Consider the following 26,043-nt stretch of genomic DNA (forward strand, 5'->3'; position numbering starts at 1 on the left):
TTATATAATTGTGAACCTTAAAGCTATTAAAAGTTATTTCAGTATTTTTGTGTTTTTATAACCAAATTTTCAATTAAACTAAAAAATGGCTTTAAACACAACAAACCCAACAGGGACTGAAGCGTGGAAAAATCTACAGAACCACTATAACGCAATTCACGAAACAACGATACAAGAATTGTTTCAACAAGATAATGCTCGTGTTGAAAAATTCAACTTACAATGGAATGACTTTTTAGTTGACTATTCTAAGAACAATATTAGTCAGGAAACAATTTCTCTTTTGTTAGAATTAGCTAATTCAATTGGATTAAAAGATGCCGTTTCTCAATATTTTAATGGAGAAATCATCAACCAAACCGAAAACAGGGCTGTTTTACACACCGCTTTACGCGCTCCGGAATCGGCAGTAATAAAAGTTGATGGCGAAAATGTAATTCCAGAAGTTTACGAAGTAAAAAACAAAATCAAACAATTCAGTAACGAAGTTATCTCAGGAGAAAGAAAAGGTTTTACCGGAAAAGCTTTTACTGATGTTGTAAATATCGGAATTGGAGGTTCAGATCTTGGACCTGTTATGGCTGTCGAAGCTTTGCAATTTTACAAAAATCAATTAAACTTACATTTTGTTTCCAACGTTGATGGAGATCATGTTAATGAAATTATCAAAAAACTGAATCCTGAAACAACGCTGTTTTTAATTGTTTCTAAAACTTTTACAACTCAGGAAACCTTATCAAACTCTGAAACTATCAAAGAATGGTTTTTGAAATCAGCTTCACAGGAAGATATTGCAAAACATTTTGTGGCTGTTTCGACAAATATCCAAAAAGTAACAGAATTTGGAATCAATCCGGACAATGTTTTCCCGATGTGGGATTGGGTTGGAGGAAGATTCTCACTATGGAGCGCTGTTGGATTGAGCATTAGTTTAGCGATTGGTTTTGATAATTACAACGAAATGTTGAAAGGTGCAAATGAAATGGACGAACATTTCAAATCGGCTGAATTTGACGAAAACATTCCGGTAATCCTGGCTTTATTAAGCGTTTGGTACAACAATTTCTTTGGTGCCGAAAGTGAAGCTTTGATTCCATACACACAATATTTACAAAAACTAGCTCCGTATTTGCAACAGGCAACTATGGAAAGTAACGGAAAAAGTGTTGGTCGTGACGGAAAACCAGTAAACTACCAAACTGGAACTATTATCTGGGGAGAACCGGGAACGAACTCTCAACATGCTTTTTTCCAATTAATTCACCAGGGAACAAAGTTAATCCCGACTGATTTTATTGGATTCGTAAAACCATTATACGGAAACGAAGATCACCATGACAAATTGATGTCAAACTTTTTTGCTCAGACCGAAGCTTTACTAAATGGAAAAACGGCTGCGCAAGTTCAGGCAGAATTTGACAAACAAGGGCTTTCCGCAGAAAAAGCTGCTTACTTATTACCTTTTAAAGTTTTTACAGGAAACAAACCAACTAATACAATTTTAATTCAAAAATTGACTCCAAAAAGTTTAGGCTCATTAATCGCTTTATACGAACACAAGATTTTTGTTCAGGGCGTTATTTGGAACATTTTTAGCTTTGATCAATGGGGAGTAGAATTAGGAAAACAGTTGGCAAATTCTATTTTGGAAGAAATAAATACAAAGACTGTTAAGAATCATGACAGTTCGACTTCATATTTACTAAATCACTTCTTGAAGCACAAATAAAACCTTATATAGAAAGGTTTCATAACAATCTGGAACGCCTTAATTTAAGACAAATTAAGGCGTTTTTTCGTATAAAGTTATCACTTTTAACAGTTAAAACGGATGTTATTGCAAGTTTACAGCTACAACATAGTTATGATTATTATGATTTTAACAAAAAACACATCCTTAAATTCAAAAAAACATTATTTTGTTTAGCGAAAAAAGAAAAAATCATTTTAATGCTCAACAGATTAGATAAAACTAGTTTTTCTTAACATTTTGATAACATTATCTGATTTAAATGTTATAATTTTGCCAAAAACAATAAACTAAATAACAAATGAAGACAATGAAAAATTGGTTACTTACTGGACTGTTGTTCATGATAGTTTCAACCGCATTTTCTCAAGGAAAAATTACCGGTACTATTACCGACGGTGTGGCTTCACTACCGGGAGCAAACGTTGTGATCAAAGGATCCTCGGCTGCTACTTCTACAGATTTTGATGGTAAATTTACTATCGATGCTACAACTAGCACAGGAGAGATCGTTATTTCTTACTTAGGTTACGAAAATCAAACTATCAAATTTGCAGTAGCAAACGGTGCAACTACAAATTTAGGGAAGATAGTTTTAGCGTCTAATTCTAACGAATTAAGCGAAATTGTTGTTAAAAGCAGTACTGTAGATATTGCAAAAGACAGAAAAACTCCTGTTGCAGTTTCTACGATTAGAGCTGCTGAAATACAGGAAAAATTAGGTTCTCAGGAATTTCCGGAGATTCTTAAAAACACGCCTTCAGTATATACTACTAAGTCTGGCGGTGGATTTGGAGACTCTAGAATTAACATTCGTGGTTTTGACCAAAAAAATATTGCCGTTATGATTAATGGTATGCCTGTTAATGACATGGAAGGTGGAACTGTTTACTGGAGTAACTGGGCAGGTCTTTCTGATGTAACTTCTGCTATGCAGGTACAAAGAGGTTTAGGATCTTCTAAATTAGCAATTGCTTCTGTTGGAGGAACTATCAACATCTTAACAAAAGCTTCTGACTTAAAACAAGGTGGATCAGTTTCTACTTCATTAGGAAATGACAATTATATTAAATCACAAGTTTCTTACAATACAGGAAAATTGAGCAATGGTTTATCTGCATCGATTTTATACAGCCATACTCAAGGTGATGGTTATATCGATGGAACACAATTTAACGGAGATAATTACTATATTGGTCTTGGTTATTCAACTAAAGATGACAAACACCAATTTCAATTTACTTTTACAGGTGCACCACAATGGCATGATCAAAGATCAACATTTATAACACTTGCTACGTATCAAAAATACGGAACTATTTCTGATCCAAATACAAAATATAACTCTGATTGGGGTCATTTAAATGGAGAAGATTTCAACATGAAAAGAAACTACTACCACAAACCGGTAGCTTCTCTTAACTGGGATTACAAAATCAACGAAACTTCAAAATTATCTACTATCCTTTATGCTTCATTCGGACGTGGAGGAGGATCAACAGGAGCTGGAGCAATTCAAGGAAGTAACTATGTTAGTGCAGGTTTAAGAACTGCTGATGGATTAGTTGATTATGACAAAATTGTTGCTTACAACTCTGGACAACCAATAAAACTTACAGGAGGAACTGCAACATTAACACGTACGCCAAGTGCTAATGGAGAATATCAAAACAGTTCGGTTACAACCGGGACTGGTGCTGGTATTTCTCAAATTTCATCAATCAACTCTCATAACTGGTATGGTGGAATTGTAAATTTTGATAAAAAATTAGGAGAACACTTTACTTTAGATCTTGGTATCGATGTTAGAGGATATAAAGGTATTCACTACCAAAACATCAACAACCTTTTAGGAGCTGATAGTTATAATGCAAATTATATTGCAACTGGATCTACAAGCAACGATATTAACAATCAAACCAGAACTTTATACCAAACTTATTCTACATACCCTTCTTGGAATCCTTTCAAAAGCGTAGACGGTGAACAAAAAATCAACTTCTACAATGATGGTGTAGTAAACTGGTATGGTGGATTTACTCAATTGGAGTATTCTAATGATAAACTAACTGTTTTTATTCAAGGAGCTCTTTCTAACCAAGGTTTTAAAAGAGTAGATTATTTTAAATATTTATCTTCAAATCCTTTATCTAAAACTGGTTTCGAAAATATTCTTGGAGGAAACGTAAAAGGTGGAGCTAACTACAACATTAACGAACACCACAATGTGTTCTTTAATACTGGATATTATTCAAAACAACCATTTTTTAATGCAGTATATCCAAACAATGCTTCAGTAGTAAATGGTAACTTAACAAATGAAAAAATATTTGGTCTAGAAGCTGGTTACGGTTTCCGTTCAGGAATTTTCAATGCAAACGTTAACTTATACCGCACATCTTGGAAAGACAGATACCAAAGACAAACTGACGGTGATCCAACAAACCCAGGAGGTTATTATGATTTCTCTGGAATTACTGAAATTCACTCAGGAATTGAATTTGAGGGAACTGCAAGAGTTATGGATAAACTTAAAATTAATGCAATGTTCTCTATCGGAGACTGGAAATATAGCGGAACAAGTACAAGTAATCGTTATGATGCATCGAACAACGCTATTGGAGGAGGTAAACCATCAACTCTTTATTTAGATGGAGTAAAAGTAGGTGATGCTGCTCAAACGACTGCTTCATTAGGTGCTACATACGAAATATTAACTCGTTTTAGTATTGATGCAAATTACAACTATAATGACAAACTATACTCTTCAATTACTCCAGGAAACTTTACTGATCCAAACAATAAAGGTTCATTAGAATTACCTTCTTACGGATTATTTGATGCTGGTCTTTCATACAAAATATTAGTTGGTAAAACTAACAGTAACTCAGTTAACTTTAGATTAAATGTAAACAACGTTTTTGACAAAGTTTATATTGCTGAAGGAAAAACGAATATTTTCGCTAGTGACAACATAAATGCAGCAAACCCTGCTGCAGGAACTTATGCTTCAAACGGATTGACTTACCAAGGTATAGCAACTGCTAACCAAGTGTATTTCGGATTCGGAAGAACTTGGAACTTTTCACTACGTTACGATTTCTAAGAATTTAGAATCTTAATAAATAATAAAAACGGCATTGACTTTTAGTTTAATGCCGTTTTTTTATACCCTTTTTTGCTATATTTGTTTTAACAAAAAATATAATTTATGTACCATTTTCTACAAAAATTCCATTCTGGCTGGGCTTATTTAGCTTTATTACTTTTATTAATTGCAGTTGTAAATTCAATTATCGGATTAACTTCAAAGAAAGAGTTTACAGCCAAAGATCGCAAAATTGCACTATTTGCGTTAATAGGAACACATACGCAATTATTGATTGGTTTAATCCTTTATTTTGTTTCTCCTTTAGGAAAAGCAGCTTTTGGACAAATGTCTAACGCAGAACTTAGACTTACATCATTAGAACACCCTCTTATTAATATTATTGCTATCATTTTGATAACCATCGGATGGTCAAAACATAAAAAATTAATCAATAGCGAAGCTAAATTTAAAACTTTTGCTATTTTTTACGGATTAGGATTATTACTTATTTTAAGTAGAATCCCGTGGAACCTATGGTTCTAAAAAACCAATTAAAGCCCTGAAATTCGAGGGCTTTTTTTATCTCGGCATATTATTTGTACAAACTCCCCAAGTCTGAAAAAAAATAAAAAATGAGAAATAAAAAACATATTTTACTCACCACACTTACTATTACCCTTTTAAGCTGTTTTACTTATGTCCTAAGTCAGACAAAACCAGTAATCGAATCTAAAGTTCCTCAGGATACCGTAAAAACTGCAAGACCAAATTTAATTGCAATACCTACAGATTCGGTTTTTACGGACAAAGGCTTAAAACTAAAACCATACAAAAAAAACGCTCATGCCTCCTACTATGCTGATCGTTTTAATGGTAAAAAAACGGCAAACGGAAGCAGATTCAGCAACACCGCTTATACAGCTGCTCACAAAAAACTTCCATTTGGAACCCGAATAAAAGTGACAAATGAAGCTAACGGAAAATTTGTAATTGTAAAAGTTACCGATCGTGGTCCGTTTGTAAAAACAAGAGAACTTGATTTATCGAAAAGAGCCTTTATGGAAATCACCAAAAGCAAAGGAAGTGGTGCTATGAAAGTGACAATTGAAACTATAGTAGAATAAATAGACTAACTCAATATTCAAAAAACCCGACAGTTTTTAAAAAACGTGTCGGGTTTTCTATATGTATATCATAAATGAACATGATTTTGTTTTCGAAAGTCTAAACAAACTTTCTGATGCTCATTATAATTCCGGTATGGATTCCTTCGTGGTAATTATTAAAACTCAAAGCTCCGTCAATGTCTTTTAATAAAAAACCCATACTCGTTAGATATTCTGTATAAGTAACAAAGATGTTATTATCATAGTCTTTTTGAACCTGATCTAAAGTCGAAAAAAGTAAAACTCTGATCTCATCGACTTCGGATTGTGAGACATCACCTTCCGGTTTGGTTCCTTTTCTATATTTGGTAATGAATTCTTCTGAAACCATACTTGGCAAGCCTGACAATTTGTAAATTAAAACCTGTTGTGAAGAGACACAATGCGCAATATTCCAAATTAAATTATTACTAAATCCTTCTGGGATTTTGTTCAATTGTTCTAATGAATGATTATCTAAAACCTTCAAAAGAATTTCTCTAATGGTTTTTTGTACTTCAAAAACTGAATTCATAATTTTATTTTTTTTCTAAAATTAGGCATTTTTCAGTTTTAAATGAATTTTCTTTGTACTCTAATAAAATTAAACGTCATGAACAAAATATACTACTTAGCGACTTGCGATACTTGTAGAAAAATCATCAAAAGCCTGCCAAAAGACAACAATTTGGTTTTTCACGATATTAAACAAAATCCGATTACGGAAGAAGAATTGGAGGAAATGTACAAACTTGCAGGAAGTTACGAGGCTTTATTCAGTAAAAAAGCGCAATTGTACAAGTCTATGGATTTAAAAAACAAGTCTTTGACTGAGGATGATTATAAGAAATATATTTTAGAACATTACACTTTTATAAGTCGTCCGGTTTTTATTATTGATGAAAAAATTTATATCGGTAATACCCAACCTGTGACTTTACAAGTAACGAAAGCTTTAGAAAAGTAATACCTGAAAGCTCTCGAGAATCTGGGTTTGCGTTAGGGATAGAAGCGGAAATCCTTTTTTTGAGCTTTTTCGGCTCAAAAAAGATTGGGAGCGGATAGCCCGACCGACGGTAACGCCCAAATTAAAATTTTGACTCTAAAAAAGCTAACCGCAAATTGCACAAATTTTCACAAATTTTTATTTTATGCTTTTTTGCATTTTAAATTCTGGAAATCTTTTCGACAGCTTGGAAATAATTTGTGCAAATTCGTGAAATTCGTGGCAAAAAAACATAAAACCGTTTGCTCTGAACAGATTAGACATTTTACATCTAAACACAGCAAACTTTTAATTATCTTTGCGCCTTTATACTCAATTATATGATACAATCTATGACAGGGTTTGGCAAAGCTTCTTTGCAATTGCCTACAAAAAAAATTACCGTTGAAGTAAAATCCTTAAATAGTAAAGGTTTAGATCTAAACGTAAGAATGCCGTCGCTTTATCGCGAAATGGAATTAGGTTTAAGGACTCAAATCTCTACGAAACTTGAAAGAGGAAAAATTGATTTCGGGATTTACATTGAAAGTACTTCTGAACAAACTTCGACTAAAGTAAATGTTCCTGTTGTAAAAAACTACATCGCTCAGCTTAAGGAAGTTTATCCTGATGCTGACGAAACTGAATTGATGAAAATGGCCGTTCGTATGCCTGATACGCTAAAAACGGAACGCGAGGAAATCGATGAAAACGATTGGGAACAAATTCAGGTGATCATTGAGGAAGCGCTTCAAAATATCTTAACTTTTAGAAAAGACGAAGGTGAATCTCTTGAAAAGGAATTCAACCTTAGGATTGGAAATATTCGTCAATATATGAATGACGCTTTGGCTCTTGATCCGGAACGCGTTCAGGCTATCAAAGATCGTTTGCAAACTGCGATTTCTGAATTGAAAGTGAATGTTGATGAAAATCGTTTCGAACAGGAATTGATTTACTATTTAGAGAAACTGGATATTACGGAAGAAAAAGTGCGTTTGACAAATCATTTAGACTATTTCCTTGAAACTATCAAAGGAACTGAAGCTAACGGTAGAAAATTAGGCTTTATCACTCAGGAAATGGGTCGCGAGATCAATACAATGGGTTCAAAATCAAATCACGCTCAAATGCAGAAATTGGTGGTAATGATGAAAGACGAATTGGAGAAGATTAAAGAACAGGTTTTGAATGTGTTGTAAAAGCAATAAGCTTTAAGCTGTAGGCTATAGGCATAAAAACGAAACGAATAAAAGCTTAAAGCATATAGCTTAAAGCCTAAAGCATAAAGAATGAACAAAGGAAAATTAATTGTTTTTTCGGCACCTTCGGGATCGGGAAAAACAACTATAGTAAGACATTTACTTGGGAAAGAAGATTTAAATTTAGAATTTTCGATCTCAGCGGCTTCACGCGACCCACGCGGAGAAGAAGAACACGGAAAAGATTATTATTTTATTTCGTTAGAACAATTCAAAAAGCACATTAAAGCCGAAGAATTCCTGGAATGGGAAGAAGTTTACCGCGATAATTTTTATGGTACTTTAAAATCGGAAATTGAAAGAATCTGGGCTTTAGGAAAAAATGTGATTTTTGATATTGATGTTGCCGGCGGATTGCGTATCAAACACAAATTTCCGGAACAAACTTTAGCCGTTTTTGTAAAACCACCAAGTGTCGATGAACTGAAACGTCGCTTAAAACAACGTTCTACTGAAACTGATGACAAAATCAATATGCGAATTGCAAAAGCTTCTGTTGAACTGGCGACTGCCCCACAATTTGACACCATCATCAAAAATTACGATTTAGATACTGCGAAAGAAGAAGCATATCAATTGGTAAAAGATTTTGTAAATAAAGACTAGAAACTTCATAATTCAATACTTTTTTAGAAAATCAACCGTTAGCCTTTGATGTAACCGCTATTAATTTTTTGTATTATGATTAATTTATTTGAAATAAAAAAGAACGAGAACTACTTCAATATTATTCTTCTTGTAATTAGAATATCTATTGCAACATTAATGATTTCTCATGGATTATCTAAGTTAAACATGCTTTTAGCAGGAGGTGAAATTCAGTTTCCTGATCCGCTTGGAGTAGGAAAAACAGCTTCGCTAACCCTTGCTGTTTTTGCAGAGGTAATTTGCTCCTTTTTTATTTTTATTGGCTTAGCTACAAGACTGGTTACTTTGCCATTAATAATTACAATGCTGGTTGCTGTATTTGTTATTCATGGTGCTGATCCAATAGATGTAAAAGAAATGGGAATTCTATAWTTGCTGTTTTATGTACTTCTTTTGGTTACCGGAAGTGGCAAATTCTCTATTGATTATTTGATTTCAAAAAAGAATCGCTACTAAACTACTTTTAATGCTACATCATAATTTGAATATACTATAATTACAATTTAAATTATGAAAACACCTCTTTTATGAAGATAGGTCTTTATTTCGGAACATACAATCCAATTCATGTTGGTCATTTAATTATTGCCAATCATATGGCAGAGTTCGCCGATTTAGATCAGATTTGGATGGTCGTTACGCCGCATAATCCGCTTAAAAAGAAAGCTACTTTATTGGACGATCATCAACGTTTGGAAATGGTTTTTCTGGCAACCGAGGATTATCCGAAAATTAAACCGTCGGATATTGAGTTTAAATTACCTCAGCCTAATTATACGGTAAATACCTTGGTTCATTTGCATGAAAAGTATCCAACTCATAACTTCTCTTTAATTATGGGCGAAGACAATCTTAAAACGCTTCATAAATGGAAAAACTACGAGGTGATTTTGGACAATTATGATATTTATGTTTACCCTAGAATTTCTGAAGAAGAGGAAAATATTGAATTAAAATCACATCCAAAAATTCATGTTATTGATGCACCAATTGTAGAGATATCCTCTACTTTTATCCGAAACAGTATAAAAGAAGGCAAAAACATTCAACCGCTTTTACCTCCAAAAGTTTGGGATTATATTGATCACAATAATTTTTATAAGAAGTAAAAAAATCATTCCGTAGGAATGTCTGATCGGTAGAACTAAATTTAAATTCCGATTATTACGTTCCGTAGGAACGTTTGATTAATTATGCAGATATTTTATTTCCATAAAAACAAGTGTCCCTACAGGACACAACACAAAACGATACTATTTTTTTTTTACCGATGAGATATTCCTATGGAATATAAAACATTGCTGTTTATTAAACAAAAAAGCAATATTCTTTGTTTGGTTTGCAATGAAAATCCCTCTTTTGTTAGAATGAAAAATAGACCAAAAAAAAGCCTGAATTTAAAATTCAGGCTTCCTTTTTTTACGCTTCAACATTTATCTCGCTTTTAACTCTTACTCTAATCTCACTTAGCGATTGATCAATTAAAAGTTTTCCATCTCTAAATACTTCTTTCAATTCTCCTTGTTTTTCTTCTTCCCAGGAAACATTATCGATTAAATGATATACGCCATCAACTAAATCAATTTTCATTAATCCTTTGGCAGATTTTTTAGTTCCGTCATCTGTTATTGGATCTTTAAAAATTGCTCTTCCTTCACCATTAACTTCTCCGTAAGTCGCTTTCATGGCAAAACCAAAGGTATCACGGGTATTGTATTGATATGTAAAAGAACCAATTCCTAAAACTACGTTTGTAGATGCAAATCCTTTTGCTTTTAATCTTTCGCAAATTTGGATAGAACGTGCAACTGTAATACTATCGCCGTAAATGGCTCCAATTTGAGGCACTAGCTCTTTATATCCTTTTGCATTGACTTCACCTCCAAAAACATCCCAAAGAAGCTCAATTACCCCTTTTTTCTCTTCTTGCGTTTTCCCGTTTGGATTTCCGCAGATAATATCAACCGGATCACCACTATCAGGACGAATTACTACTTTGCCTTCTCTGGCAATAATATCTTCTTTTAGGCGTGGTAAATAATCTGTTAGAACTTTCCATAAATCCCACGTGTCAGAAACGATAGAAACGATTCCTTTTGGATAAACTTCAGTTACTAATCTTTTAAAAGTTTCACATTCTCCCTCCGTAGTTCCCATACACATTACAGAATGTTCTGTTGCTGCAACTGAACCTGCAATTAACTCTTTATCTGAATTGGCATTATAATAATCTTCGAAGAAATCAATTACCGGAATCGTATCTGAACCTGTAAAACTTAACAAATGTCCTGCTGCAGAAGTTATCGCCGCTTCGATTCCGCCCATTCCTCTCATAGAGAAATCATGTGCCTGCCAATCTACAAATTCTGGTGCAGATGAAGTTTCATCAGCATATTTGTCCAATACTTTTCTGTATTCTTTGGCAATTGTAGCTGAGTTACATGGAAGCCAAACTACTGCAGAAAGTAATGTTTCGAAATAATTTGTCAACCAGAAAAATTCCGGAAGTGTATTGTACATTGTAAACATTGGAACTCTCAAAGGTACGCTCGCTCCTTCTGGCAAAGCTTTAAAAACCATTGGAATATATCCTAAATCGTGTAAATCTTCGATATGTTTTGTCCCAACTTGGTTTTCGCCTAAGTAATTATTGATTCGGCGTGCGTATTTTTTAACAACTTCTTCTTTTGGCTGTTTGAAAAAATCAGCATCAAAATCATGAATAATATATTTTTTAATGAAATACTGCAATCCAAAAAACACAACATCATCAAGTCCTTCAATTCTTGATTTTCTTGGTGTCCAGTTAGAATATACTAATGTAGTTTTGTCTGGATATTGTCTTCTGTGGTCAACTTTGTAACCGTCTGTTAATAATAATGGGTTCATATTTTTTATTTTAGTAAATTTTCAATTAACTCTTCTAGTGTTTTAAATTGTTCTATCGAATATCTGTCGCATACAATATCAACATTGCCTTTGCGCCAAAAGTTTTCCTCAACAACGACTTTCATTTTGTTTGACTGAGCATAAAGCCCAAACTCAAGCAAAGATATTGGTGACTTGGTATTTCCTGCAAAATACATAATAATTAGATCTGCTTTTTCTAAAGCATTCAATTCCCAATCGACTTGTTCTTTAAAATTTTTATTCTCGATCGTTTGTGACCAACTACTATCCCATTGCTCTCTTCTTGGATTAAAGATAATATAATGGTCTTGTAACATTTCCTCACAGCGTTTTTGCCAATTTATCGCTGTATCCATTTCTATAGATCCAGCCAAAAAAATTGTTTTTAAATCACTTTGTAAAGGAGTTTCTTCTGGAGCTCTAAAAATTTTCTTCATCTTTCTATTTATTTCTTCCTTTTTCGTTTGGATAAAAATTTTGCACTACATCACTTTGCCAAAACTCTTTCGATTCAACATCAATACAAGTTAGTTTTCCATAAAAACCGGCTCCTGTGTCAATGTTCCAAACGTTACAACCCTGCATTGGAACTTCAATATTATAATGAAGTGTTGGTGTGTGACCAATGTAAATTTCATTATAAAGCAATAATCTTTTAGGATAGGAAAGTGAATCTTTTTGGATTCTTTTATCCATCGTCAAAGCCATTTCCCAAAGTGTTCGATCCCAACTAAAATTAGTCGTATAGTGTTCTTTTTCGGGACCATGCATTGATGAAAAACCAGCGTGAATAAACAAATTATTATCTTCATCTACAAAGTAATCCTGCATGTTTTCAAAAAAATGAAGATGTTTTTCTTTTTCGAAAGAATCAATATTATGATAACTTTCTATCGTTGATTTCCCTCCGTGCAAAAACCAAATATCATTTATGTCATTATTCTTCAGCCATTCGTGACACCAAACATCATGATTTCCGCGTATAAAAACACATTCCTTTTTCTGCGATAATTCCATCAGAAAATCTATTACTTGTCGGGATTCACTCCAACCGTCGACGTAATCACCAAGAAAAATAAGTCGGTCATTTTCGTCAATTTCAACTCGATCCAACAATTGAATTAAAGCTTTTAAACCTCCGTGAATATCACCAAAAACTAATGTTCTCATTATATTTATTTATAAGTGAAGTAGTGCTTTTTGTTACTTAATAATCCCAGATTAGTCCTTTTTCGTTTAGTCTATATTGGTACTTTTGGGTATCGCCGAAAGTTTCATATTCTTTGTAATTTCTATTTATAATTTCATCATAAGCCAAAAACATTTGATTAGAAGCAATATGAAAAGGCATTCTTCCGCATCCAGTACATAAACCCGGAATTGTCACTGTTTCTATTTTAGGATTATTTATACAAGCTATCAAAATTGCTTTCATAGCTAGAAAGGCATTTACTGAAGTTGCAATATTAAAGCTCATCGGAACTCGCATAGTTGGAGCTGAAATTAAAAAAGGAACTTCACTATCTCCTGTTTCTAACGTGATTGATTTTCCTATTAAGAGTTCTTTTTCATCAAGTTGGGCAATTTTTACTTGAAGTTCATCCTGCAAATGCCATCCAAATCTTTCTGACAAATGCCAATCTAATCCGCCGTCCATGAATCCAAATGAATTTGCTGGACTTACAACTGCGTCAGATTTTATTTTTGTAATATCCCCTTTTATTATACTGAGATTCTCACATTCTGAAAAATCATTTCTCCATGAATTGCCAAGTTCATCTTCTAAGTAAACCAATTTTATATGTAGCATATTTTTGAATTAAAATTGAATATATTTTGCCGGAACATTGTCTGTCAACCAAACATTATTCTCAGACAAGTAAAACTTAAATCCGTCTCGATGCATTTCACCGCTTCTAACGGTCAAAATTTGAGCAGATCCTCTTCTACTTCCCACTTTTATAGCCGTTTCCAGATCTTTGGAAAGATGTACATACTGACGGCTCATTTTTTGCAAACCTTCTTTTTTAATACTATCCAAAAACTTTCCAACAGTTCCGTGATATAAAAACTCCGAAGGTTCTGCTTCATCAAGATTTAATTCAACCGAAATTGAATGTCCCTGACTTGCTCTGATTTTCGTTTTATCTTCATTAAAAGCAAAACGTTTTTTATCATTATTTTCTACAACGTAATCTAAAAGTTCCACAGTCATTTGATTTTGACTTCCTTTTTTATTGCATTTTTCAATTAGTTCTTCAACATCTGCCCAACCGTTTTCGTCTAATTTTAGTTCGATGGTTTCCGGTGAATGTCTGAGAACCAAACTCAGAAATTTGCTTACGCTTTTTGCTATTTTCTCATTCATGATTTCCAGAGATTTTTAGTTTCTTATTCAATTCTTCATCCCTAAAAAGAAAAGGTCTTTCAGCTGGAACGATCAAATTTTCTAATTGTTTCTTCTGAACAAATTCATATTGTTGTTTTACAAATTCCGAAATATCTTCGATTAGCACTATATCTTCTTTTGCAAAAGACTTTATAAAATCGTCTCGTAAACCAATCTGAATGGCTCTTCGTTCTGACTTATTCCCGTATGGATCGTGATCTGGATCCCATTGCAATCTTACAGAAGATATTTTTACGCTTTCTTTCCATTCTTCCTGACTCATTTCGAGTGAAGAACTATAAGACGAATAAACCGCGTTTTGCAAATATTCATTGAATGCCGAAACTTTAAGATGAATCGCCAATACTACTTCTTGTCCTTCTTTAGTACCCCATCCATTTCTATACATCATCCAAAGGAAATTTGGTTTGATCCAGGTCATTCTGCTAAGGCTAAATTCTCCTCCAAAAAACTGATTTTTTACAGCAAATTCCCCTATATTTTTTCGATAGGATTGATAAACAATTATTTCTTCCTCGTCATATTGAGCCATAATGTGATAGCCTGATTTTGGCCATTCTGTTATTTGCTCATCATATTTTTTTAATTCTATTTTCATTTTATTTTGTACACAATATCTTCATTGTGTTATTTTTATTCTTAATTATTTTGTGAATCAAACGTTCCTACGGAACGTAAATAAAACTCGTTAATATTCTACCAATGAAATGTTCCGATGGAACAGTAAAAAGTGCCTTTATAATTTATATAAAAAACCAGATTTATTCTAAATCTACTCTCTTTAACAAACGTTCGTAGATTTGATAGTTTTCATCATCAAAACAAACAAATATTACTTTGTCTATTTCTGAAATTCTATCAAAATTATTAACTGATTTTATTGCGATCTCAGCTGCTTTATCTTTTGGAAACCTATAAATTCCTGTGCTAATACCCGGAAAAGCAATTGTTTTAATCTTGTTTTGAACAGCCAGCTCCAAACTCTTTTGATAACAAGCCGCAAGCAGATTTTTTTTCTCTTCCTTATCACCATTCCAAACGGGGCCAACGGTATGAATCACATATTTTGAAGGCAAATTCCCGGCTGTTGTAATTACAGCTTCTCCAACTTTACATCCTCCCTGTTTATTTCTAATTTGAATGCATTCTTCTAAAATTGCGTTTCCACCTTTTCTATGAATAGCGCCATCAACTCCACCTCCGCCAAGCAAAGAAGTATTTGCAGCATTCACAATTGCATCAACTTGGATTTCTGTTATGTCTGCTTTCAAAAGTTCTAAGATCATTTTTTAATATTATTTCTATTTAAAAATCATAAACTACAACCTCAATATCATTATCAGAAAGTGTTTTGAGAATAATAGGCTCTATCATCTCCCACTTTCCGCCTGCTAAACCACAACCAATTCTTGGCATATGAATATTAGCGTTGTTTTCTTTTGCGAATAGAGCAACTTCTTTCAAACCATATTCAATCGCATCATATCGTATTGGGGCATTTCCACTTTCATCTTTATTGATTTTATGCTGGCCAATTAAATTTGCTACCCAAAGATCTTCTTCTACCTGAACAAACTGAACTTTACCCAATTCAAAACCATCCTTTGATTTAAACCATTGTCTATATTGGTTTTCTGGTTTTTTCCATTTTTTCGAAATCGCCATAACAAATCCTTTTCCCCAACCTCCAATATCATTACAGATATGCACAATTACTTTATTATCTTCTGATTGAGGAGATGTTGCATCACCTTTTGTATATTGAATATCTTTCATAATATAACTTATTTCAATTCATCCCTAACTTCCATCAGAGCAAAACCCAAAAGATTTAAACCTTTCCACTTCACAGGATTCATAACATCTTTGTGATCACCAGCCATTCCTATTCCCCAAATTGCATCTACAGGACTTGCTTCTACTATAACTCTGTCATTTGTATTTAGTAGAAAAGTTTTTAGCTCCGGATTTTGACTGAATTTATGATGATTTCCTTCTTTAACAATGTCAAATCTGGCGGCTAACCAAAGCGTTTCGTTATAATTCTTTACTTCTCTTCCCAACTTTTTAGCAGCGGCAGGAGAATTCGCTTTGAGGATTTTTTCCAAAACTGCATCATCTTTAAACAATTCGGCTTTTTTCGCCATCATCCAATGTTCAGCAGTTTTGTAAACTACATTATCAACTTCAAACGAGCTTAACCACCATTGACTGAAACAAGTTTTAGAAATACTACCGTCATTATTGGGTTGATGTCCCCAGAAAAACAAAAACTTACTTTCAGGAGCTATATCTTTTATATTATATTTCATCTTTTTATTTTTTTGTTTCAGGTTTCAAGTTCCCATAGAGAACATGAAACCTGAAACTTTAAACTAACTTATCTAAGCTGATTACCTGAACGCTCTCACCTTCAAAGTCTTTTACTGAATTTGTAGTGAAAATTTTATCGAAACAATTCAAAACCTCAAAACCTTTATTGAAAATTCCGTGACTTACAGCCAAATACAATTTTCCGGCATTTTTCTTTTTTAATTCTTCGGCTAAGCCAACAAAAGTTCCGCCACCGTCGCAAATGTCATCAACAATTAGGCAATCCATTCCGTTTAAATCGTCTTCATATACTTTAAAACCAGATAATCTTCCAGTTTTTACATCTCTGCTTTTGCTGCATTCTACCACTTCAATTCCACCTAAAAATTCAGAAACTTTATAGATTTTTTTAAGAGCACCACCATCAGGAGAAATTAATTTTACATCTTCTCCAATTACTTTTAAAACTTCCTGAATAAAAGTATGATTCGGAATCACCTCGCAATTATTCACCAAAGCCGGAGTAACTTCAGAATGTGCATCAAAAACAAAAACTTTATTTAATTGAAGTCCATTAATAATATCTGCATATACTTTTACAGAAAGAGATTCCCCTTTGATCATCACACGATCTTGTCTCGCTGCCGGGAAATACGGAATAAAAAGATCAATCGCTTTAACATCCATTCTGCGCAAAGCATCTACCGTGATACACAATAAACCCAAATCATTGAATGAATTTAAACGGTGCGTGATCGTTACTTTTTGAGAAATATCAAAATTAGTATCGATTTTAATATGTGGTTCTCCGCCAGAGAAAGTAAAACTTTGAAAATTGATTTGTTCCTGATTAAGAAAAGGAGCGAATTTTGGGTCTAGGTTAAGTATCATAATTTATTAGTTTGCGTTAATTATACGCAAATGTAGAATATTCTTTTTAATAAACAATTTATTTTGTGTAAAATTTACGCAAACTTTATTTCGAAGTGAAAGCCTTTTTTAATCAACTCATTGTATTTCAATTTATTGAATCGAAATAATTTTGCTGGTCTTCCCGTTTTTATAGGAGAAAAATTATCGGTTTCCTCTAAAAAACCATAACTCAGGATTTTTTTTCTGAAATTTCGTCTGTCAATTTCTTTTTCTAAAATCGTACAATAGAGGTTTTCAAGATCAGAAAATAAGAATTCTTCCGGAAGCAAATCGAATCCGATAGGTTCATAAGTCAGTTTTGCTTTTAATCTTGATATGGCTTTTTCAAGTATTAAATTATGGTCAAATGCCAAAATTGGAATAGTATCAATTTTACACCATTGTACTCTTTCGGCATCGGTATCAGCTTTTATCTCCAAATTTGAAGCATCGACTAAAGCATAATACGCAACAGAAATTACACGGTTTCTGGAATCTCTGTAAATATCATCGCCAAAAGTGTAAAGCTGTTCCATAAAGGTCAATTGCACATTGGTTTCTTCGTGCAATTCTCGTATCACTGCATCACTCAAAGATTCGTCCTGTTTTACTAAACCTCCCGGCAAAGCCCAATATTTATCGGCTGAGCCAAATTGCTGTTCTATTAAAAGCACATACAGACTATTGTTTTTATACCCAAAAACAATAGCATCAACAGCGATTCTTATATTTTGAAAATTTTTCATATTTAAAAAAGAAAGTTTGCCACGAATTTTATTTTTCCGCCACGAATTTCACGAATTTACACTAATTCTTTCCTAAGCAACCTAAAAACTAATTCGAGTAAATTCGTGAAATTCGTGGCGACTTTTATCTTCTAAATTTCGTGGCGAAAAAAAAATTATAATCTATTTCCCAAAAACAACTTTAGTTCTTTAGAAATAGTATCAAAAAATGAACTTTGATTATTGTTTTTAGCCGTTAATAAATATACAAATTCCTCCGGCACATGAAAACTGTTCCATAATAACTGTAATTTATTCTCTTTAATATATTTTCTTGCATTACAGTTCCAGGTTATGGCAACACCGGAATTCTTAGACAGTAACTCAAGCATTTCAGATTCTGATGGAATAATATAATTAGGAACCATCGAAGGTCTTTTTTTACTGAATGCATGGAGCCAGAATATTTTTATATGAGGAATTCTCGCATCATGACTATACCATTTCTGCTCATTAAGCCATTGTTCTATTTCAGTATATTTGTCTGCTTTTAATTTCTGACGAAATTCTGTTGTATCCAAACTTATTGGAGCAACCATTACCAGTTTAATTTTTCCGACGATTTCGTAAATAGTATCAAACGTATCATACTGCTTGCCTACAATTGCAAAATCGAGTTTTTTAGCATCGACCAAAGCAAAAAGAGAATCACTGTCCGCAAAAGTAAAATCGATAAAATCGAACTTCGAGATTAAAACACTTCCTATACTGGCAAAGAGATTTTTTGAAATCCCAACGGATATTAACCGATTTGAATCCTGAGTTTTTGCCCTAAAAGTATTTTCTACATTCTCCAGTCGATCCAGTGCATCAATAATTAAATTATTGAGTAACTTAGCGTATTCGGTTGGTTCTACGCCTTTTGACTTTCGATTAAATAATTTATTTCCAACATGAGCCTCCAACATAGATATTTGCTGACTTACAGCAGGTTGACTCATAAACAACTCTTTGGCGGCAAGCGAAAAGTTTCTGTTTTTATAAACCGCCTTAAATGTTCTGTACCATTCGAGATTTACCATGACATAAATATATTTATAACAAACATAGTTTATTTTATTTTTACTGATATCACTTTAAGCGTAAATTTGTTAAAAATTTAAACTTATGAAAAAACTAGCATTACTTACGATTATAGCATTCACAGCTTTTAGCACATCTGCTTCAGCTCAAAAATCAACAAAAAAAGGTATGAAAAAAGTATTATTTGTTGTAACCAGCAATGATAAACTGGGCAACACAGGAGAAAAAACAGGATTTTGGTCAGAAGAATTAGCTGCACCATATTATGAATTATTGGATCAGGGAATCGAAATCACAATTGCATCGCCACTTGGAGGTCAGCCGCCAATCGATCCAAAAAGTAATGATCCCGCATCAGCAACCGAAGACACAAAACGTTTTGATGCCGATAAAACATTACAGGAAAAATTAAAAAACACACATAAACTTTCAACTATTAATCAGAAAGATTATGATGCGGTTTTCTATCCTGGAGGTCATGGTCCGCTTTGGGATTTAGTCGAAGATAAAAATTCAATTGCTTTGATTGAATCTTTCTACACGCACAAAAAACCGGTAGCTTTTGTTTGTCATGCTCCGGCAGTTTTGAAAAACGTAAAAGTTAATGGTGAGTTTTTAGTGAAAGATAAAAAAGTAACCGGATTTACAAATGAAGAGGAAGAAGCTGTTGGTTTAACCAAAGTTGTTCCGTTTTTATTGGAAGATGCTTTAATAAAAGATGGCGCAAAATTCTCAAAAGGACCAAATTGGGCACCATACGCTGTTGAAGACGGCCTTTTAATTACAGGACAAAATCCGGCTTCATCTAAATTAGTAGCAGCTAAATTATTGGAAAAATTGAATAACTAAAAAAAAGGCTCTAAGTTTCTGAGTCGCTAAGTTTCTAAGGTTAATTCCTTTAAAAAAAACTTAGCGCCTCAGAAACTTTGAATCTCAGAAACTTAAAAAAAATGCTAAACTTTGAATTATACAATCCGACGAATTTAATCTTCGGAAAAGGACAAATTGAAAAACTTTCGACTTTAGTACCAAAAGATGCTAAAATTTTATTGGCTTACGGTGGTGGAAGTATTTTTAAAAATGGAATTCACGAACAAGTAATCAATAATCTAAAAGGTTTTGATATCGTTGAATTTGGCGGAATCGAACCAAATCCGCATTTTGAAACTTTAATGAAAGCTGTTGATGTTATCAAAGAAGAAAAAATTGATTTCATATTAGCTGTTGGTGGCGGATCTGTAATTGATGGTGTGAAATTTATTTCGGCGGCTGTTAATTTTAACGGAAACCCGATTGATATTTTACAAAAACGTTTACTAATTAAAGAAAATGCGGTGCCTTTTGGAACTGTTTTGACTTTACCGGCAACAGGAAGTGAAATGAACTCCGGTTCTGTTGTTACGATTAAAGCAACTCAGGAAAAACTGGCTTTTGGCGGAAGCGCATTATTTCCAAAATTCTCTATTTGCGATCCTACAGTTATTGAATCTTTGCCAAAAAGACAAATTCAAAACGGTGTTGTAGATGCATACACGCACGTAATGGAACAATATTTAACGTATCCGCATGAAGGTTATTTACAAGACCGAATTGCCGAAGGAATTTTACAAACCTTAATTGAGGTTGGTCCAAAAGTAGTAGAAAACCCAACTGATTATGCTTTGGCTTCAAATTTTATGTGGAGTTGTACAATGGCTTTAAACGGATTGATTCAAAAAGGTGTTCCTTCAGATTGGGCTACACACATGATTGGCCACGAATTAACGGCTATGTACGGAATTGATCACGCCAGAACTTTGGCGATTATTGGACCAAGTTTGTACAATGTGATGTTTGAAACCAAAAAAGGAAAACTGGCACAATACGGAAGAAGAATTTTTGAATTAAAAGGTTCTGATGATGAAGTAGCAAAAGAAGCGATCACTAAAACTGTTGAATTTTTCCATACAATGGGAATGGATACTAAACTTTCGCAATACACAGATGATTACAGCAAAACCGCTGATTTTATCGTAAATCGTTTCGACGAAAGAGGATGGAAAGGTTTAGGCGAAAATCAATTGGTAACTTTAGATAAAGTAAAATCGATTGTTGAGATGAGTTATTAGTATTCGGTCGCAGTTTTCAGTCTCAGTCCAAAACTGGATACTGCCACTGAAAACTAAAAACTGCGACTGAATACTGTATACTGGGACTGAAAACTAAAAAAAAGGCGTTCTCAAACAGGAACGCCTTTTTAAAATACTAAAACAAAACTAACTAACTCAATTTTTATTAAACTCATTTAAAATTCTAATTTATAATCAGTTACAACGTAATTACGCAATCGTTATTGTGTAAACAGTAAAATATTTTTTTATTATTTTAAAAACCCCTGAAAACCATTGTAATTAAAGGTGTTTTTTAAATTTCTTAAATGAGATTTTGTATTATTACTACATTATTAAGTACTTTTGTTTTAAATTATTAATATAATGAGTGAAAATTTAAAATTTGCAGTAATTGGAGGAGGAAGCTGGGCTACGGCAATTGCAAAGATGTTATGCGTAAATCTATCCGAAATTGCGTGGTATATGCGTAACGATGCTGCGATCGAGCACATTCAGAAATACAAACACAATCCAAACTATTTAAGTTCAGTTGAATTCGACACTAACAAACTTAAATTAACCAATAATATAAACGAAGCGATTGAATATGCCGATTATGTAATTTTTGCTATTCCATCAGCTTTTTTGGATGCCGAATTGAAAAATATGACGGTTTCTTTGGCAGATAAAATTATTTTCTCGGCCATTAAAGGTATTGTGCCTGAAACAAGTTTAATTGTTGGAGAACATTTTCACATTCAATACGATATTCCATATTATAATATTGGTGTTATCACAGGTCCATGTCATGCCGAAGAAGTTGCATTAGAACGTCTTTCTTATTTGACAATTGCTTGTGGTGATCCGGATAAAGCCCGTAACGTTGCCAAAACACTTTCAGGAAACTATATAAAAGCCAAAATATCGGATGATATTATTGGTACTGAATATGCTGCAATGCTTAAAAATATTTACGCAATCGCTGCCGGAATTGCTCACGGTTTGGGTTATGGAGATAACTTTCAATCTGTGATGATGAGTAACGGAATTCGCGAGATGAAAAAATTCATCAGAAAGGTTCACAAAATGAAACGTAACATCAATGATTCGGCTTATTTGGGCGATTTATTGGTTACAGGATATTCCGTATTCTCAAGAAACAGAATGTTCGGAAACATGATTGGAAAAGGTTACACCGTAAAAAGTGCAATGATGGAAATGAGTATGGTTGCCGAAGGTTATTATGCCACCAAAAGTGCTTATAAACTAAATCAAGGATATGGCGCAAAAACTCCAATTATAGATGCTGTTTACGCTATTTTATATGAAGGAAAAGATGCAAAATCTGTATTTAAGAAATTGACGGAGTCTCTTGATTAATTTTTTCTAGCGCGAAGCAAGATGGTAGAAGCAAGAAGCAAGACTTGCTGCTTGATGGATTGATGTAGAAGAATAAATAAGAGAATATAAAAAGAGCCAAGATCTAATAATTTTAGTCTTGGCTCTTTTTTTATCATAAACAAAAGTCTATATCCTCACTTCAAGCAGCCAGTCTTGCTTCTTGCTTCTTGCATTTTGCTTCTACTTTTACTTCACCATCACTCCCTCAACAAACAAAATCGGCACTTCTTCAGTATCGTTTTCGTTAATTAGGTTTGATTTGAAGATGAATTTCTTGTCGTAGAGTTTATTATCAATGAAGAAAGTCACCATGAATTCGTTGTTCAAAACCAGTAAACTTTTTTCGACCATTTCGATTTTTACTACTGAAACTGCGGGAACTTCAACAAAGGCATGACGCAAAACTGATGTTTTTTTCATTTCTCCATCTATTGTTCCAAATGCTTTTGAAACTACCATTACGCTGTCCAAATTAAAGTCACTATCGTTTACAAGATAAGCGTACCACACTTTTTCCATAAAATCATCGCTCCATTCCTGAACTGCGGCTAGAAATACGTTTTCTACTTCTGGGATTGTTATGTCTTTTTTCATTTTTATTAAAAGCTTTAAAACCTTTGTCAAAGTCTAAACTTCAACAAAGGTTTATTTTTATTATAAAGGTAATTTATATCGTAAAGCCCTAGCCCAGATGGAAGCGGCATCCTTTTGTTTTTTTCTTTAAAAAACAAAAGATATAGCGGACAGCTGGAAATAGCTCCTTCTTTCGACTACGCTCAAGATGACAATTAAATATTAGCTTTGAATTGCTCTAAGAAACGAACATCATTTTCATAAAACATACGGATATCACCAATTTGATACAGTAACATCGCGATACGCTCTACTCCCATTCCGAAAGCAAAACCATTGTATTCATCAGGATTGATGTCGCAATTTTTAAGAACGTTTGGATCAACCATTCCGCAACCTCCAATTTCTAACCAACCTGTTCCTTTTGTGATACGGTAATCGGTTTCGGTTTTTAAACCCCAATAAATATCAATTTCGGCACTTGGTTCTGTAAACGGAAAATATGACGGACGTAAACGAATTTTCGATTTTCCGAACATTTCTTTTGTGAAATAAAGTAAGGTTTGTTTCAAATCTGCAAATGATACGTCTTTGTCAATATACAATCCTTCCACTTGATGGAAGATACAGTGCGAACGTGACGAAATTGCTTCGTTACGAAATACACGTCCCGGAGAAATAGTACGGATTGGCGGTTTGTGATTTTCCATATAACGCACCTGAACAGATGATGTATGCGTACGCAACAACACGTCAGGATTGGTCTGAATGAAAAATGTATCCTGCATATCACGAGCCGGATGGTATTCCGGTAAGTTCAAAGCGGTAAAGTTATGCCAGTCGTCTTCGATTTCCGGACCTTCGGAAACGTTGAAACCAATATTGGCAAAAATATCTATAATTTGATTTTTAACAATCGAAATCGGGTGACGGGAACCAATAATTACCGGTTCGGCAGCACGTGTTAAATCGCCAAACACTCCTTTTATTTCTTCTTTACTTTCCAGTTCTTCCTGAATAACTCTTACTTTTTCTTCCGCAACAGCTTTTAAGGTATTTATTACTTGTCCAAAATCTTTTTTCTGATCGTTCGGAATGTTTTTGAACTCTGTAAAAAGATCTTTCAACAATCCTTTACTACCTAAATATTTAATACGGAATTGCTCTAAGGATTCTTTATTTTTATCATTAAAGGCTTTAGCTTCCTCTATATGCTGTTTTATCTTATCTATCATTTTCCTTCAATAATTGAGATTACAAATTTAGTATTTTTTAGTTAAAAGTGTACAGTCGCAGTCGCAGTTTTCAGTATTCAATTGTTCAGTCAAGTAAATTCTAAAAACTGCGACTGCGACTGTGACTAAAAACTACTCTATAAGTTCTCTTTCTAAAAAATAATTTACAATCGCTTCTTTCATTAAAACCGATTGTTCTCCCGCTTTTAATGGCGGTAACTCTTCTTTTACTTTGTAATGCGGCCATCCTTCGGCATCAAAAAAGTCAAATTCATAAAACCCGTAAGGCTCTAATAATCGGCAAATCGCGATGTGCATCAGGTTTAATTTTTCATCTTTTTTGAATTCGCGGTGCACTTTTCCAAGTTCCTGAACTCCTATTAGGTAAATTATGGCATCTAAATCTAAATCTTCTCCTTGCGAAAATTGATTAGATAGTATATCGACGAGCTTTTCCCATCGCTCTTTTAGTTGTGTATCTCTGGACATATATTTGTGATTTTAGATTTTAGATTTTAGATTGCTGACTTAAAAATCTAAAATCTGCAATCTGAATTCTAAAATTAGATTTGCAAAGATACGGACTTCGAAGCCAAAGACCTAAAATTAACGGTTTGCCTTGTTGTATTGAATAAATCGCCCACTGATTTAACGGATTTTACTGATTAACGCTGGTTAATTTTTTTCATCCCGTAAAATCCTCAATTACATTTATGCAAAAACTTTAGCTCATAATCAGCCAACTAATTTTAATCCGTTCAATCCGCATAATCTGTGGACTATAAAACTAACCTTTGAACCTTTGCATCTCTGAACCTTTGAACCTTAAATAAACAGATAATTCTTCTATATTTGCGCCTCAATAAAACACAAAAAATATGAGTTTTTTAGACATGCTTTTTGGAGCACTTTTGGCTTTTAGTTTATATAAAGGAATTAAAAACGGACTTTTTGTAGAGGTTGCTTCTTTTATTTCTTTATTGTTGGGAATTTATATTGCGATTAAATTCTCTTCTTTCATGAAAGAATTAATTATGAAATACGTTTCCTGGAATCCAAACACAATTCAGGTTACCGCTTTTATCCTGACTTTTATTCTGGTTGTTATTGGTGTTTATTTCTTAGCCAAAATCCTTACCGGAATTGCAGATTTTGCTTTCCTGGGTTGGGCAAATAAACTAGGTGGAGGTTTTTTCAGAATCTTAAAAACGATTCTGATTCTGAGTATTTTTATTGCGCTGTTTGAAAAGATAAACTTCAACAATACTTTTGCCAAGAAAGAAACTTTAGATAAATCTATTTTTTATAATCCTGTAAAAAAGGTAGCCGCTTTTGTATATCCTTCGATCGAAAAATGGTACGATACTTTTAAAGAAGAGCATGCTAAAAGTTCTGAAGAGAAATCAAATAACACTTCTGAAGCTGAAAAAGAATAAATATTATTTAGAAAGGAAAGTCCCAGCGGGACGAAATATTTATAGAAAATTTATAAATGTACCAACATAAAACC

29 protein-coding genes are annotated in these 26,043 nt (G+C 33.4%); 13 read left to right on the forward strand and 16 right to left on the reverse strand.

The genetic code is table 11. From position 1 onward, the window contains the following. Positions 1-85: 85 nt before the first annotated feature. The 4 genes from pgi to EAH81_RS23605 all read left to right on the forward strand — a co-directional run bounded on the left by pgi (position 86) and on the right by EAH81_RS23605 (position 5,965). Positions 86-1,729: a glucose-6-phosphate isomerase gene (gene pgi, locus EAH81_RS23590; protein WP_140511463.1), complete on the forward strand. Its 1,644-nt coding sequence runs from the start codon at positions 86-88 to the stop codon at positions 1,727-1,729. A 322-nt stretch (positions 1,730-2,051) separates the two neighbouring features. Beyond that, a complete protein-coding gene (locus tag EAH81_RS23595; protein WP_140511464.1) occupies positions 2,052-4,856 on the forward strand; it encodes a TonB-dependent receptor in 2,805 nt (934 codons plus the stop codon). Between the two features lie 105 nt (positions 4,857-4,961). After that, entirely contained in the window at positions 4,962-5,384 is a 423-nt protein-coding gene (locus EAH81_RS23600) for a hypothetical protein (RefSeq protein ID WP_140511465.1), read from the forward strand. A gap of 89 nt (positions 5,385-5,473) precedes the next feature. Further along, complete coding sequence (locus tag EAH81_RS23605; RefSeq protein WP_140511466.1) at positions 5,474-5,965, forward strand: septal ring lytic transglycosylase RlpA family protein; 492 nt, start codon at positions 5,474-5,476, stop codon at positions 5,963-5,965. 100 nt (positions 5,966-6,065) lie between these two features. Here EAH81_RS23605 and EAH81_RS23610 read toward each other — a convergent pair whose 3' ends face one another. After that, entirely contained in the window at positions 6,066-6,521 is a 456-nt protein-coding gene (locus tag EAH81_RS23610; RefSeq protein ID WP_140511467.1) for a DinB family protein, read from the reverse strand. A gap of 78 nt (positions 6,522-6,599) precedes the next feature. Between EAH81_RS23610 and EAH81_RS23615 the strand changes: the two genes are divergently transcribed. From EAH81_RS23615 to nadD, 5 genes are all read left to right on the forward strand, one after another. Then, a complete protein-coding gene (locus EAH81_RS23615) occupies positions 6,600-6,953 on the forward strand; it encodes an arsenate reductase family protein (RefSeq protein WP_140511468.1) in 354 nt (117 codons plus the stop codon). A gap of 359 nt (positions 6,954-7,312) precedes the next feature. Next, complete coding sequence (locus tag EAH81_RS23620) at positions 7,313-8,173, forward strand: YicC/YloC family endoribonuclease (RefSeq protein WP_041518608.1); 861 nt, start codon at positions 7,313-7,315, stop codon at positions 8,171-8,173. A gap of 90 nt (positions 8,174-8,263) precedes the next feature. Then, positions 8,264-8,839 carry a guanylate kinase gene (gmk, locus tag EAH81_RS23625; RefSeq protein ID WP_089352240.1) on the forward strand — a complete coding sequence of 192 codons (576 nt, stop codon included), beginning with the start codon at positions 8,264-8,266 and terminating at the stop codon, positions 8,837-8,839. 75 nt (positions 8,840-8,914) lie between these two features. Next, positions 8,915-9,337 (forward strand): DoxX family protein, encoded by a 423-nt coding sequence (locus EAH81_RS23630; RefSeq protein WP_140511469.1) that lies wholly within the window; start codon positions 8,915-8,917, stop codon positions 9,335-9,337. A gap of 71 nt (positions 9,338-9,408) precedes the next feature. Further along, positions 9,409-9,990, forward strand: a complete 582-nt coding sequence (nadD, locus tag EAH81_RS23635) for a nicotinate (nicotinamide) nucleotide adenylyltransferase (RefSeq protein WP_140511470.1) — start codon at positions 9,409-9,411, stop codon at positions 9,988-9,990. A 310-nt stretch (positions 9,991-10,300) separates the two neighbouring features. Here the strand turns inward: nadD and EAH81_RS23640 are convergent, their stop codons facing one another. The 12 genes from EAH81_RS23640 to EAH81_RS23695 form a co-directional block, all read right to left on the reverse strand. Continuing rightward, positions 10,301-11,770 carry a nicotinate phosphoribosyltransferase gene (locus EAH81_RS23640; protein ID WP_140511471.1) on the reverse strand — a complete coding sequence of 490 codons (1,470 nt, stop codon included), beginning with the start codon at positions 11,768-11,770 and terminating at the stop codon, positions 10,301-10,303. Between the two features lie 5 nt (positions 11,771-11,775). Continuing rightward, positions 11,776-12,228: a nucleoside 2-deoxyribosyltransferase domain-containing protein gene (locus EAH81_RS23645; protein WP_140511472.1), complete on the reverse strand. Its 453-nt coding sequence runs from the start codon at positions 12,226-12,228 to the stop codon at positions 11,776-11,778. A 4-nt stretch (positions 12,229-12,232) separates the two neighbouring features. After that, positions 12,233-12,964, reverse strand: a complete 732-nt coding sequence (locus tag EAH81_RS23650) for a metallophosphoesterase family protein (RefSeq protein ID WP_140511473.1) — start codon at positions 12,962-12,964, stop codon at positions 12,233-12,235. Between the two features lie 34 nt (positions 12,965-12,998). Next, positions 12,999-13,601, reverse strand: a complete 603-nt coding sequence (locus EAH81_RS23655; protein WP_140511474.1) for a macro domain-containing protein — start codon at positions 13,599-13,601, stop codon at positions 12,999-13,001. Between the two features lie 9 nt (positions 13,602-13,610). Further along, positions 13,611-14,159, reverse strand: a complete 549-nt coding sequence (locus tag EAH81_RS23660; protein WP_140511475.1) for an RNA 2'-phosphotransferase — start codon at positions 14,157-14,159, stop codon at positions 13,611-13,613. Next, positions 14,152-14,799, reverse strand: a complete 648-nt coding sequence (locus tag EAH81_RS23665) for a DUF4291 domain-containing protein (RefSeq protein ID WP_140511476.1) — start codon at positions 14,797-14,799, stop codon at positions 14,152-14,154. Before EAH81_RS23665 ends, EAH81_RS23660 begins: the two co-directional genes overlap by 8 nt. Before the next feature lie 163 nt (positions 14,800-14,962). Then, positions 14,963-15,487, reverse strand: coding sequence for an O-acetyl-ADP-ribose deacetylase (locus EAH81_RS23670; RefSeq protein WP_140511477.1), 525 nt, complete (start codon positions 15,485-15,487; stop codon positions 14,963-14,965). Between the two features lie 19 nt (positions 15,488-15,506). Continuing rightward, positions 15,507-15,977, reverse strand: coding sequence for a macro domain-containing protein (locus EAH81_RS23675; RefSeq protein WP_140511478.1), 471 nt, complete (start codon positions 15,975-15,977; stop codon positions 15,507-15,509). A gap of 8 nt (positions 15,978-15,985) precedes the next feature. Next, positions 15,986-16,513, reverse strand: coding sequence for an NADAR family protein (locus tag EAH81_RS23680; RefSeq protein ID WP_140511479.1), 528 nt, complete (start codon positions 16,511-16,513; stop codon positions 15,986-15,988). Between the two features lie 58 nt (positions 16,514-16,571). Next, entirely contained in the window at positions 16,572-17,405 is an 834-nt protein-coding gene (prs, locus tag EAH81_RS23685; protein WP_140511480.1) for a ribose-phosphate diphosphokinase, read from the reverse strand. Between the two features lie 74 nt (positions 17,406-17,479). Further along, positions 17,480-18,172, reverse strand: a complete 693-nt coding sequence (locus EAH81_RS23690; protein ID WP_140511481.1) for an NUDIX hydrolase — start codon at positions 18,170-18,172, stop codon at positions 17,480-17,482. A 155-nt stretch (positions 18,173-18,327) separates the two neighbouring features. Further along, on the reverse strand, positions 18,328-19,233 hold the full coding sequence (locus EAH81_RS23695; RefSeq protein WP_140511482.1) for a LysR family transcriptional regulator: 906 nt from the start codon (positions 19,231-19,233) through the stop codon (positions 18,328-18,330). Positions 19,234-19,318: 85 nt separating this feature from the next. On the opposite strand from EAH81_RS23695, the gene EAH81_RS23700 reads away from it, so the two are divergent. The 3 genes from EAH81_RS23700 to EAH81_RS23710 all read left to right on the forward strand — a co-directional run bounded on the left by EAH81_RS23700 (position 19,319) and on the right by EAH81_RS23710 (position 22,704). Next, complete coding sequence (locus EAH81_RS23700) at positions 19,319-20,083, forward strand: type 1 glutamine amidotransferase domain-containing protein (RefSeq protein WP_194150834.1); 765 nt, start codon at positions 19,319-19,321, stop codon at positions 20,081-20,083. A gap of 101 nt (positions 20,084-20,184) precedes the next feature. Beyond that, positions 20,185-21,342, forward strand: coding sequence for an iron-containing alcohol dehydrogenase (locus tag EAH81_RS23705; protein ID WP_140511483.1), 1,158 nt, complete (start codon positions 20,185-20,187; stop codon positions 21,340-21,342). A gap of 366 nt (positions 21,343-21,708) precedes the next feature. Beyond that, complete coding sequence (locus tag EAH81_RS23710) at positions 21,709-22,704, forward strand: NAD(P)H-dependent glycerol-3-phosphate dehydrogenase (RefSeq protein ID WP_140511484.1); 996 nt, start codon at positions 21,709-21,711, stop codon at positions 22,702-22,704. Between the two features lie 207 nt (positions 22,705-22,911). Here the strand turns inward: EAH81_RS23710 and EAH81_RS23715 are convergent, their stop codons facing one another. The 3 genes from EAH81_RS23715 to EAH81_RS23725 all read right to left on the reverse strand — a co-directional run bounded on the left by EAH81_RS23715 (position 22,912) and on the right by EAH81_RS23725 (position 25,022). Continuing rightward, entirely contained in the window at positions 22,912-23,319 is a 408-nt protein-coding gene (locus tag EAH81_RS23715) for a hypothetical protein (protein WP_072956945.1), read from the reverse strand. Positions 23,320-23,513: 194 nt separating this feature from the next. Further along, positions 23,514-24,533 carry a phenylalanine--tRNA ligase subunit alpha gene (gene pheS, locus EAH81_RS23720; protein WP_140511485.1) on the reverse strand — a complete coding sequence of 340 codons (1,020 nt, stop codon included), beginning with the start codon at positions 24,531-24,533 and terminating at the stop codon, positions 23,514-23,516. A 132-nt stretch (positions 24,534-24,665) separates the two neighbouring features. Then, positions 24,666-25,022 carry a hypothetical protein gene (locus EAH81_RS23725; protein WP_029270935.1) on the reverse strand — a complete coding sequence of 119 codons (357 nt, stop codon included), beginning with the start codon at positions 25,020-25,022 and terminating at the stop codon, positions 24,666-24,668. Positions 25,023-25,411: 389 nt separating this feature from the next. Here EAH81_RS23725 and EAH81_RS23730 point away from each other — a divergent pair, with 389 nt between their 5' ends. Beyond that, complete coding sequence (locus EAH81_RS23730) at positions 25,412-25,969, forward strand: CvpA family protein (RefSeq protein ID WP_140511486.1); 558 nt, start codon at positions 25,412-25,414, stop codon at positions 25,967-25,969. Positions 25,970-26,043: the final 74 nt, after the last annotated feature.

Origin of the sequence: Flavobacterium pectinovorum, from assembly GCF_006438875.1 — a bacterium.
In the GTDB taxonomy this organism is placed as follows: domain Bacteria; phylum Bacteroidota; class Bacteroidia; order Flavobacteriales; family Flavobacteriaceae; genus Flavobacterium; species Flavobacterium pectinovorum_A.